Here is an 11,952-nt window from a genome sequence, read left to right on the forward strand (position 1 = left end):
TTTATTTAGAATCAATCTAAACAATATATCGTTGTTGCATTTGCAACACAGGCTCAGAAGTAAAGTGTTACCTTAGAAAAAACTCCATCTTAAACCCAAAAATCCTCTGATGCCTTGCATTGGGGCATAGTTATAAGTTGGGTCGAATTGTTCGCTGAATGGTGCTTCTGGCTTAAAAATAGGGCTTTTTGGAAGAAAATTACTTAGATTTTTGATTCCGCCATACATCTGTAAACCATTGGCGAGTCGTTTAGTTGCTTGAATATTATGAATGCCAAACCACGGCGAAAATCCTGGGCGAGTGTCGCCATAAGCCCTCACCACGGGCAGTCGCATTGGGCTATACAAATTACCAGTGAGGTCGAAAGTGAGTTGTGCTTTGTTGAGTGAATAACTTATAGCATAGTTTCCTGTGAAATGTGGCGTTTGAATTTGGGTAACTTTTAAGTTATTTTCTTTTCGGTAAACATCCATTAAAGTTGCTCCTGCAAATATTTTAAGGCTTGAGATAAAAGCAAATTCGGCATTTAGTGCAACTCCTTTGGATATACCATAACCTTTTAGATTGTCGAATACAATTAACTCAGGATTTTGGTCAAAATCGGCAATAATTTTATTGGAAAAATACGTATAAAAACCATTGAGTTGAATATTTCCATAGCCTCGTTCAAAAGTAAAGAATTTTTGATAATCAAGGTTTGCATTGTACGATCGTTCAGGCTTTAAATTATTCATTATTAATACTTTTCGAGATCCAGTTAAAGCTGCATGGTCTTCCGAAAATAAGTTTACAACTCGATAACCATTCCCTAAACTTAATCTAAAAATGTTATCTTTATTAGGCGAAAACTTCCAGTTCAATCGTGGTGACGCAATACCACCGTGTTTGGAATTATAGTCGAAACGCAACCCCAATAAAACTTTGTTTTTTGCATTCAGAGTTACTTCATCTTGGGCAAAAACACCTGGTAACCAGACCAAATCAGGTGCATTTTGTAAGTCAGATTTTTGGGTTACGGGCGTATTGTCGTCATAATAAGTATTGCGAAGAGTAAGACCCAGAAGGGCATCATGGTGCGTGCTTAATTTCTTGTCCCAAAGCAATTGCCCAAAGCCAATGCGTTGCGTAGCTAAGTAAGCAGTTGTACCATAAAACGAATTTTGTTGGTGCTGATTGAACGAAAAATTAAGCGTAACCTTCTGCTTATCAATAGGTAACTGATAACTTCCAAGCATTTCCCAACGTTTGGTATAAATAGATTCTCCATAAATTTCCGCACCACCACGATTTCTTTTTTGCCATTGCATTTCACCACCAAAACGGTCTTCGTATACATAGCGAGCCGCTAAATTAAAAACACGATTATCTCGTCGCTGAAATGACCATTTATTGAATAACGAAACCCTATTTTGAAGTGTAATATCAGTAAAATTATCATTATTGATGTCCCAACGCTTACCAAAAACGAAATAATTTCCAGAGAAAAGAACATTGGCTTTACCGAATTGAGCTTTTGTACTGGCATCAAAATTATTTTCTAAATAGCTTGTTGTATTCCAATCGAAGTTAAATTTAGGAGCTTTAGCAGGATTTTTTGTAATTACATTTATCAATCCACCCACCGCCTCAGAGCCGTAAAGCGTAGAAGCTGGGCCTTTCATTACTTCAATTCGTTCGACCATCGAATTCGGAATTCCGCTTAGTCCATAAACCGTTGAGAGTGCCGACACAATGGGCATTCCGTCAATCAGTACTAAAGTATATGGTCCTTCCATCCCATTGATGTGAATATCGCCCGTGCTACAAACATTGCAATTGAGTTGCGGACGCACCCCATTAACCATTGAAAGAGACTCAAATAAATTGGGTGTGGGATTTTTACGAAAAAAAGTAGGATTTAAAATCTGAATAGGGGCAGGCGATTCGTTGATGGTCGTTTCTTTCATCGTTCCTGTTACAACGACTTCGTTAAGTTGTGAATTTTCTTCCTCAATTTCGATGTTTAAGTTGTTTTTTTTACTTTCTAATACATTTATAGTCAGTTGTTTAGTTTTATAGCCAATACTTGAAACTTGAATTATTTGTTTACCATTTGGTGCATTTTTTATGATAAATTTTCCATTTTCGTCTGCTTGAATACCCATTTTCGTTGCTAAAATGGTAATACTTGCAAAACTCACAGCTTTGTCTTTGCAAATTATGATGCCATGTATTTCTCCAGCATTTGCTGAAAAGTAACTTAATAGGCTGATTATGAGTGATTTAGTAAATATGTTTTTCATGGTAATTTAATTTTTCGATACAAAGTTTGATGAATAAAATTATATTTCAAAATAATTCTAAATATATTTTTAGATAAGCCTAAATATTTAAAAATAAATATTTGGCATTTTGTTTGCACAAACAACTTTATCTAATCATTTTACTTTACTGCGAATTGGAAATTCGCTCCACATAATATGGCAAATATAATACTTGGAATTGGCTCACGTGTAAAGCACTCTGAATATGGTGTTGGAGTCGTAATTAACTTTAAATCAGATGTTTATGTCATAACTTTTGTAGAAATTGGCACGAAAAACATTAAAATAGACTATCCTTTTGAGGTCTTAGAATCAGTCGAACCATCGCACGATATGGTGAGTTTGTTTGATGTGGAACGCAATCTCTCAAAGATTTTGCAACGTTGGATGGATGCAACAGAAATTCTGCCGTTGGGCGACCGTTGGAAAGGAGGGAAGATGATTTTACAGCCAGGGCGTAGAGATTTGCAATCGAAAGAGATTCCGATTGATGCTTTTTTTCATAAAATAGTTATGATGCGTGACCGCCTGCGAGTATTGGAGCAGCGAGTAAATGCCAGCAATATAGACGACGAAGAAAAAGTGAATATTCAACAATACATTACTCGTTGCTATGGCTCAATGACAACTTTCAATATTTTATTCAAAGAACCACAGCACCAGTTTTCGGGAGAAAAATTGACGGAAGCCTGAGTTTGAAATATGATTTACGAATTCGGGAACTTAGTGAAATCGAGATTCCATTTTTATTCGTAAATCATAAATTATATCTTCACCGTCCCGCCATTTTTTGCTGCTTGATAAATTGCTTCAACCACTCGAATATCACGCAAACCCTCTTCACCCGGGGCTATTAATTGTGTCGAGTTTATTAGTGCTAAACAATCTTCATCCATTTGTCGTGCTTGTTGATTTTTTAATGGAAATTCAATTATTCCATTAGAATGACTGCCTTTATTGCCCGAATAGCCTGAGAAAGGCTCCATTTTTAACCAACCTTTTTCATAATTTACTTGTAAATAATTCATATTTATTCCAAAACTCGTATGACAAGCTGCCAAAGCCCCACTTGGAAATTGTAGCTGAAACATCATTGTTTCTTCTACTTCTTTATAAATTTCGGGGCGAGTTGTGCTCGACTGAGCCGTTACCGCAATAGGTTCTTCGCCAGTTGCTAACCTTGCACCTTGTAGAGCATATACGCCCATATCGCCCATTACTCCGCCGCCTAAAGCTTTATTTTGCTTCCAATGTGTAGTTCTTGCATCAAAATAACCAGCTCCACAAGAAACCATTCGCACTTTTCCGTACATTTTTTCTTTACCAATTCGCATATATTCTTGCGTATTGGGGTCATGCTGACAACGGTAGCCAATCGCCAGATTTACTTTATTATCTTTACAAACTTTTATCATTGCCAAACAATCGTTGACCGACGGAGCCATCGGTTTTTCGCAAAAAACGTGCTTTCCTGCTTTTGCGGCACGGATAACATACTCTTTATGCATCGAGGGCGGCAACACTATGTACACAATGTCAATGTCAGGATTATTAGCAATTGTATCAAAATTCTGATAATTATAGATATTTTTATCAGGAATATTGTATTTCTGTTTCCATTTTTCAGCTTTTTCGGGCGTACCTGTTACGATTCCTGCCAAATAACATTTTTCGGTCATTTGAAGGGCAGGAGCAAGTAAATCAGTACTATAATAACCCAAACCTACCAATGCAATACCTAATTTATCTTTCTTTTTTGCAGTACTTGCCAGCAAAACATTGGGTGAAAAAAAAGTAGTTGCACCACCAATGACTAAAGATTTGAGAGCTTCCCGACGATTTAACATTTTATTTGAAAGGTTTTAAGGTTGATTTTTAAATTGAGAATTGTCATTTTGCATTCATTGTCTATTAATCTCAATATTTTTCATAAAAACGTTTGATTCTCGAAGTTACTTGGTCGTAAATTGGCTTGGTAAACTCGATAAATAATTGTTGGGGTGGTGGTGGCAATTGCTCACGATTTCGAGTCATATTCAATTCCATACTATTCAAGGCTCTTTCATCACCATTAAAACTTGCCCATTCGTTTACCCAAGTAAATTCGCCAGGAATTTCTTCACGAGAAAGCACTTTATTTGTTTGGAAATCATAAATCTCCATTGAAAGGATTCCTCTCGAACGTACAGCTTTGCGAGATTTTATAATTTGTGCATTTACTTTACCATAAACAGGCACTTTTTTGCCATTCAAAGTTGCCTCACCAGTTTTTACGCTGTCTTTACTCGTTACATTTTGTCGGTCGGTTTGTATGCTTGTTTCTCCCACCACAAAATCAATAAATTCGAGTCTTACTACTTGGTCGGGTGTAAGTTTAACGGTTTTTGCTTCTTCTGGAGAGTAAAATCGAATAAATTTATTCATTCGGCGATTAGTACGCAAAAACTCATCTACTTTTCCTTGAAAATATTCGTTGCTATATTGATAAAGGCGAGAATTGACTTTTGGTTGCTCAACCACCACATGATAAGAACCAATATTAAGAGCATCTTCTAAACGATTACGTGCATCTTTGTAATTAGGTGCAAAAATGGTAATTTTCTCAAAATTATCATAAGCAATGCGAGCGTTTTCTTTTGTTGGTCTTCCTTTGAGCAAATCTGTACCTAAAGCATAACGCTCTGCGGCGGCATTATCACGAGCATCTTCGGCTTCTTTAAAATACGTTTGCGGACTCACCAATCTTCGGCAAGCAGTGCAATGTTCAATCGCATCTTGCATTTTGTTGAGCTTGGTATAATAATCTAAAACACTCTCCCAACGAAACTGCTGATTGGCATTTTGACTGCGGTCAATGTCTCGTAAGAACTCACTTTGGGCATTTTTGTAGGCAGCAGGCAATACTTCGATTGCTTTACTATTGTCGGTGTCTTTTTTTAGTTTTTCTACTGCTTGCAACACTGCTTCATAATAATTGCCTTTTTCGAGGGCTTTTGTACCACTTTTCGAGCATGAAACAGTGAAAAGGATGAAGCCAATGACTAAATGTTTTAGTAGTTTTTTCATGGGTTGTTGTTGCTTTGTTTATTAAATTTGCTTCGCAATATAACGGTTTTTGATTATTTTGTTTGTAAACTTTTGCGAGGATTAACAAATTATTATGATTTCATTCATAAAAAAATGTAACACACTTCTAAAGTGTATTACATTTTTGTGTCTTTAAGGCAGTTATGTAAATTATTGATAGTTAGTTGTTTAACTATTCTGTACTATCTCCGAAAGTTTTTGAGTTTTTATTCTTTCTTGCAATTTCAAAATTCCTCCAATCAAAGCCTCAGGGCGTGGAGGGCAGCCTGGCACATAGACATCAACAGGAATAATTCTATCAACGCCCTTGACAACATGATAGCCATGCTCCCAATATGGGCCGCCACAATTGGAGCAACTTCCCATAGAAATGACATATTTTGGGTCGGGCATTTGTTCGTATAAACGTTTAATTCTGTCTGCCATTTTGAAAGTAACAGTTCCCGAAATAATCATTAAATCTGCTTGTCGTGGCGAATTTCGAGGAAAAACGCCAAAGCGTTCTAAGTCATAATTAGAGGCGAATGTAGCCATCATTTCGATGGCACAGCATGCCAAGCCAAATCCAAGTGGCCACAAAGAATTAGCTCTTGCCCAATTAGTAAGTTCATCAAGTGAAGTCAAAATTACCTCACTTTCGCCAGTTTTAATATGTGCCTCTTTTTCGAGTGTGTCAAAATTCATTTGTCAGCATATTTTTTATTGACTTGCTCGTACATTTCTATCGGAACTTTACTTTTAAATTTTGGCGTACGGAGGTCAGGTTTTACCCAATCTAAATATCCTTTTGCCCAAACATACGCCAGCCCAAGTGCCAATATTATAATAAAAATAAACATTTCGGCAAGCGTAAACCAACCCCAAAGTCCGTTGGTTTGTTGAATATATTCTTTGTTTCCAAATACGGTAGCCCACGGAAATAAAAACACCAATTCAACATCAAAAAGTATGAAAATAAGAGCTACAACATAAAATTTAACATTGAACTGCACATTCGCATTGCCAATAGGATCTTCGCCTGACTCATAAGTAGTCAGTTTTTCTGGATTTGGGTTTTTTGGACGAAGCAACCAAGAAATACCCAAAATTAAGGTAATTGCCATTGCTGCCAAAAGTATTGCCAAAAGTACGATACCGAAGTCTGAGAGCATAGTTTATATTTGAGGTTTGCTATATGATGTGTTGTGGACAAAAATTATAGATCTCTGAATGCTATAATTCCCCCTAAAACATTATGTACATTTTCAAAACCATGAGAAATAATGAAGCTTTTTGCCCTGGCACTTCTTGCCCCACTTCTGCAATGAATATAGATTTCTTGACCTTTCATACCTTCGAGTTCGTCTAAACGGTCGGGAATTTCTCCTAATGGAATAAGTATACCGCCTAAATTATCATCTTCGTATTCATGTTCTTCTCTAACATCAATTAAGTTGATTTGTTCTTCCTTTTGGAGCAATGCCTTCAATTGCTCAACGGTGATGTCATAGTTTTTGTCCATATTTAATTTGCTTTAAGCTATAATTATATGTTTTTATGTACCAGTTTTTGATTTTATAGTAGAAAATTGTAAAATGTACGGCTTACAGCCTTTTTAATGCACAACCACAATCTTCCGAATATAATTCTTTTTTCCGTCCGAAAAGTTTATAAAATAAGTGCTTTCTGGAAGGGTTTCAAGGTTAAGTTCTTGATTATCAACTATTTTTGAAAAAATCTCTCTTCCCGAAATATCGAAAATATTAACTGACTTGATACTTTCCAAATTCCATTTTATTATGCCCGTCGTAGGATTAGGAAAAACGATAAATTGCTTATCAAAAGGGGCTTCATTGGCAGTTAGAACATTACTTTGCCCATTACTTGATTTACGAAAACCCATTACAGGACGTACCATTAAACTACCTTTCAATGAGCTATTCTGAGTCCAAACACTACCATTATTATAAAAAATTTTACTGGCAAATTGTGGTGTGTTTTTGTCAATTCCGATAGCCACTACATCTTCATTTACTTTTGTCCAAGCTACATAAAAAGTATCTTTCACGGCAACATTCAAATCAAGCTGATATTCAGTAAAGCCATTGACTTCGGGAGAATATTTAACTTTGGCTGATTGTTGATGAAGCATTTTTCCAGGTTTTCCGCCAGCACTTTCCATGATTTGTATCAGAAAAAACTGTCCCGAAATATCTTTAAAATAAGGGCTAAAATTAAATCGCACTGCTCCAACTGTATCTGCTTTGCTCAAAACATATTGTACGGCGGCTTTGCCCAAACTTTGGTCATAATCGGCTCCAACTTCGGCTGTACCATCATCGTAAGCATAAAAATCATCTAAAATTGTATAGGTCGAAATAGAATCATTTGCAGTAAGGTTATTTTCGGGAATGTTATTGGTCGAATCAGGCAAGTTAATGACGTCTGACTTTTCGTATGTAATAAATTGTTTGAATTTCAGAACGGCTTTTTTTAGTTTGAAGCTTGTAATAGGATCAATTTTATTTGTTTTGGCTTTGGTTGTTGGTGCTGTAATGGTCTCATTTCCACCAACAAAATTGGTATAAATGGTTTTTGAAAGCGTATCGGTCACTTGCCAAGTAAAATTGACAATTCGAGCCGTTTTTTGAAGATTACTAATTTCAACATCCATAGTTGGGTTTACTTCTGCCGCTGGATTGACCAAATATTGCCTCATAGGCATTGCCGAATATCTTTTTAGATAGGTATTGTTGATAGTTCGGCAAGCAACATCTTGCGTATAAATATCTTTTAATCTACGTTTTTTGTTCAAATAAACAAAATCAATGTGCCAAGTATCAAAAGCCCCAGATTGCCGCCCTTTTGCTTCAAATCTAAATTGAAAGTTTTTGTGGAAGAAAGAAATTGCTTTGAGAGGAATTATTTTTTGACGAAAATTATTGTCAATAACACCTTGTTGTTTCCAGACCGTGATCCATTTATTACTATTATCCAAAAAAGAAACCATAAGTGTATCGTCATTATCTGGTAATTCTCCTAGGCCACGAGCTTCCCAAAAAAAGCTAAAATAGACAGAATCTGCAGGTAAAGAAGTTGATAAATCAATTGGACGAGAAGTGAGCGAATCGGTTCGTCCATATGCCAATTTATTGATAAAATCGTAGGGCAAACCTGCCGAATTTTTGCCATCAAAAGTAGCAATATTTACTGTTGGTTGATTGAGTGCAAAAGTATTGTTGATATTTACACCGCCATTTATCCAAAGTTTTGTATTAGGATATGCTCCTTTTGTTTGTGAAAAATCATCAAAAAAAGGCAATGTAAGTGTTTGGCTATAAACAGTTTGTGTAAAAAATAAGAGTAATAAAATAACAGACCTGCAAATACTTACAGGTCTGTTTGATTGAAAAATTTTCATATTAAAAATATTCTTATGCACATTAATTTGGTGGCGTTCCCGCTGGGTCATCTCCTGCAATTTCTACATCAATAACGTCGCCAATACGAATTTTATTTCCTTCGGCAGATGGTCTTTGTTTAACAATTGTACCATCGGCACTTCCTTCTACTATACCAACATAACGCTTTGATAAAACTAGGTTTTGTCCTGATGCCAAAATCTCGGCTTCATCAGCCGCCATTCCAACCAAATTTGGAACTTCAATCATTTGGTCGCCTAAACCATCGCCTACTACAAAAACAACTGTTGAGCCTTTAGGAATAAGTGTACCTGGCTTGATTTCTTGCCCGTTGAACTTCATCTTTAATACCGTATTTTCTTCTAAGGCTGCTATGATTTCAGATTGTCCTGCAACTAATTGAGCTGATAGCAATTGGTTTTTTGCACTTGAGGTTGAGCGTCCTATTACGTCAGGCACTTTCACCATTGGAGCTTTTTCGGTTACAATAGTCAAGTAAATTTTACGACCTTCTTTTACACTCGAACCCGATTTTGGATATTGTGTCAAAATCGAAAGAGGTTTTGCTCCTGCCACAAATGTACAATCGCTCACTTCATAATCGAGGTCACGGTCATCAAGAGCTTTTTCCATTTCATCCATTGTGAGTCCTTTCAAATCAGGAACGGTGATTGACTGACCGTGATTGGTACTCCAAGGTAAATAAACAAAGAAAAAACTAAAGAATAATATCAAAAACAAGGCAATGATTATGCCAATGTGTACAAAAATATCTGTTTTTGAATTGGTGCTAAATTTTGCCATTTTTTATGGGTTTGAAAGCTATAAACCTTGCAGAATTGGAAACGGTGCGACGAATTGCATCCTGTAAGGTTTTAGAAAGAAATATTTAGCAAAAAAAAGGTATTTATTGGAAATAACAAAGGTTTTTATTTGATACCGCCCATCCAATTTTTGATAGGTTTGTATAAAACTATCAAAACGACACCAGAAATCGTTCCAATCAAAAACACTTGATGGAATAAATCAGGCATCGCAGCGACATTACTTTCATCGAAGTTTCCTGCAAACAAGCCAGCAATAAGATTTCCTAGAGCAGCTCCTACAAACCATAATCCCATCAACTGGCTGTAATATTTTTTAGGAGCAAGCTTAGTATATGTACTCAAACCAACTGGGCTGATACAAAGCTCTCCGAGTGTATGAAACATATAAGTGATTCCTAACCAGCCAAGACCTGCCATTGAGCCGTCTAATACTCTTTGTGCAGCCAAATACATAATGAAAAAGCCCAAACCCATTTGTAATAGTCCTAAGCCGAATTTGACTGGTACACTTGGATTTAAGTTTTTACGATTCAAATAAATCCACAATACCCCCATTGGTGCTGAGAAAATTAGGATAAACATCGAATTGGCATTTTGAAGCCAAGAAGCTGGGAGTTGCATTCCCAAGAAATTGCGGTCGGTATGGCGGTCTGCAAATATTGTTAGGGTTGTTGAGGCTTGCTCAAAACCCGACCAAAAAATTGAGATTGCAATAAATAAAATGAAAAGAACCCCGACTCTTTTCTTCTCTATTACTGTAAGAGAAGAATCTAAGAAACCGATGTAGGCAAAATACAAAATGGTTATAGCAACGATAATGTATTTCATATATTGAGCAAGCGAAATACTATCTAATATGCCCGATACTAATAAAATAGCAACCAAAACAAGTGCAGCTATAACTACGTACAAATAAGTAAATGAAGATTTTTGTACTGGAGGATTGCCTACACCTTCGAGGTATTTAGCGTTTACTTTAAAATTGATTACTCCGAAAAGCATTGCGAATGCTGCCGCTCCGAAACCATAGTGCCAACCTACTTTCTCGCCCAGATACCCCACAACAAACATTCCTAAAAATGCACCAAGGTTGATACCTAAATAAAAAATTGAAAATGCTGCATCACGTTTTGCTCCACCTTCGGGGTATAACTCACCAACAATTGAGCTAATGTTTGCCTTCAATAATCCAGTACCAATTGCCACAGTTGCCAATCCCAAAAAGAATATCTCTTTTGTGCCAGGAATCGCTAATATCAAATGTCCTGCCATGATACAAATTGCACCGTACCAAATTGCTTTTTTCTGACCTAAAATATTATCAGCAATCCACCCACCGGGCAAAGTAAGCAAATAAACCGAGGCCATATAAAGCCCCATGATTGCCCCTCCAGTTTTTACAGAAAGCCCCAACGCTCCTTCATTAGCTGCTTTGGTTAAGTATAAAAACAAGATAGCACGCATACCATAATAAGAGAAGCGTTCCCACATTTCGGTTAGGAATAGCACCATGAGTCCCATGGGGTGTCCAAAGAATTTTTTTTCTTGCATTTAGTTTAGGTTTAGTTTTTTGGTTGTAATGATGAATGTTTATCAAATGTAAGGCCTATTTTTTTGAAAATCTAAGACATGACGACTTCACTAACGGCAAAATGACAAAAATTGTGTTAGTAAACAAAAAATTACTTTAAAACAGACCAAAAAAATGGTGATACACAAGTTTGTGCATCACCACCGAAGCGTTTTATTTTTATTGGGGAATGTTGAAAGTTTCCTTATAACTACATATACTTTAGGTCGTTATTTAGTTTAAGCTTAATGATTTTCATAGCATTGAGTAGTTTTATTAATGGATAAGTTGGGTCAAGTTCAAACCAACGAATACCAAAATTGGCTCTTCCCCCAAATTTATGGTGGTTATTATGATACGATTCGCCCATCATCAACAAATCGAGCGGTAAAAGATTCTTGGCAGTATCATCAACTTTGAAATTTACATAACCATAGCGGTGGGCATACCAATTAATAATCACACCATGAATCGGTCCCATTAAATAATGGATAGGCAAAAGCAGAAACATCCACCATACCGTAGCAAATTTGATATAAATCAATGTATATAAAATCCCCCAAGCTAATCGAACTAGCCAACGGTCGCCGAGCCATTCCATAAATTTCCAATTGGGTACGCCTTTTTTGAATTTTGCTTCTACTGTATCATGGTTATGTAAAATACCATTATAGATAACTCTGGTTTTCCACATCATGTCCAAAATTCCTTTAGAGTAGCTCGGTGAGTGTGGGTCTTCCTCAGTATCGGCGTGTGCATGGTG

General features: G+C 36.4%; 11 protein-coding genes. 1 reads left to right on the forward strand and 10 read right to left on the reverse strand.

Annotation, left to right across the window (positions count from 1 at the left end; genetic code table 11):
- Positions 1-72: 72 nt before the first annotated feature.
- Positions 73-2,283 carry a TonB-dependent receptor plug domain-containing protein gene (locus ACH2CJ_RS03155; RefSeq protein ID WP_394990657.1) on the reverse strand — a complete coding sequence of 737 codons (2,211 nt, stop codon included), beginning with the start codon at positions 2,281-2,283 and terminating at the stop codon, positions 73-75.
- 177 nt (positions 2,284-2,460) lie between these two features.
- Between ACH2CJ_RS03155 and ACH2CJ_RS03160 the strand changes: the two genes are divergently transcribed.
- Positions 2,461-2,997: a hypothetical protein gene (locus ACH2CJ_RS03160; protein ID WP_394990658.1), complete on the forward strand. Its 537-nt coding sequence runs from the start codon at positions 2,461-2,463 to the stop codon at positions 2,995-2,997.
- A 71-nt stretch (positions 2,998-3,068) separates the two neighbouring features.
- Here ACH2CJ_RS03160 and ACH2CJ_RS03165 read toward each other — a convergent pair whose 3' ends face one another.
- The 9 genes from ACH2CJ_RS03165 to ACH2CJ_RS03205 all read right to left on the reverse strand — a co-directional run.
- Positions 3,069-4,151, reverse strand: a complete 1,083-nt coding sequence (locus tag ACH2CJ_RS03165) for a Gfo/Idh/MocA family protein (RefSeq protein WP_394990660.1) — start codon at positions 4,149-4,151, stop codon at positions 3,069-3,071.
- A gap of 70 nt (positions 4,152-4,221) precedes the next feature.
- Positions 4,222-5,370: a hypothetical protein gene (locus tag ACH2CJ_RS03170; protein WP_394990661.1), complete on the reverse strand. Its 1,149-nt coding sequence runs from the start codon at positions 5,368-5,370 to the stop codon at positions 4,222-4,224.
- Positions 5,371-5,559: 189 nt separating this feature from the next.
- On the reverse strand, positions 5,560-6,075 hold the full coding sequence (locus ACH2CJ_RS03175) for an NADH-quinone oxidoreductase subunit B (RefSeq protein WP_394990663.1): 516 nt from the start codon (positions 6,073-6,075) through the stop codon (positions 5,560-5,562).
- Positions 6,072-6,542: an NADH-quinone oxidoreductase subunit A gene (locus ACH2CJ_RS03180; protein ID WP_394990664.1), complete on the reverse strand. Its 471-nt coding sequence runs from the start codon at positions 6,540-6,542 to the stop codon at positions 6,072-6,074. Before ACH2CJ_RS03180 ends, ACH2CJ_RS03175 begins: the two co-directional genes overlap by 4 nt.
- 44 nt (positions 6,543-6,586) lie before the next feature.
- Positions 6,587-6,892, reverse strand: a complete 306-nt coding sequence (locus tag ACH2CJ_RS03185; RefSeq protein ID WP_394990665.1) for a rhodanese-like domain-containing protein — start codon at positions 6,890-6,892, stop codon at positions 6,587-6,589.
- A 93-nt stretch (positions 6,893-6,985) separates the two neighbouring features.
- Entirely contained in the window at positions 6,986-8,791 is a 1,806-nt protein-coding gene (locus ACH2CJ_RS03190; protein WP_394990668.1) for a T9SS type A sorting domain-containing protein, read from the reverse strand.
- Between the two features lie 22 nt (positions 8,792-8,813).
- A complete protein-coding gene (locus tag ACH2CJ_RS03195) occupies positions 8,814-9,596 on the reverse strand; it encodes a PASTA domain-containing protein (protein WP_394990669.1) in 783 nt (260 codons plus the stop codon).
- Positions 9,597-9,721: 125 nt separating this feature from the next.
- The gene (locus ACH2CJ_RS03200) at positions 9,722-11,170 is read right to left on the reverse strand and encodes a peptide MFS transporter (protein ID WP_394990670.1); all 1,449 of its coding nucleotides are present in this window, start codon (positions 11,168-11,170) and stop codon (positions 9,722-9,724) included.
- 230 nt (positions 11,171-11,400) lie between these two features.
- A partial coding sequence (locus tag ACH2CJ_RS03205) for a fatty acid desaturase (protein ID WP_394990672.1) occupies positions 11,401-11,952 on the reverse strand: 552 nt, incomplete at its 5' end.

This window comes from Emticicia sp., assembly GCF_043780375.1.
Lineage (GTDB): Bacteria > Bacteroidota > Bacteroidia > Cytophagales > Spirosomataceae > Emticicia.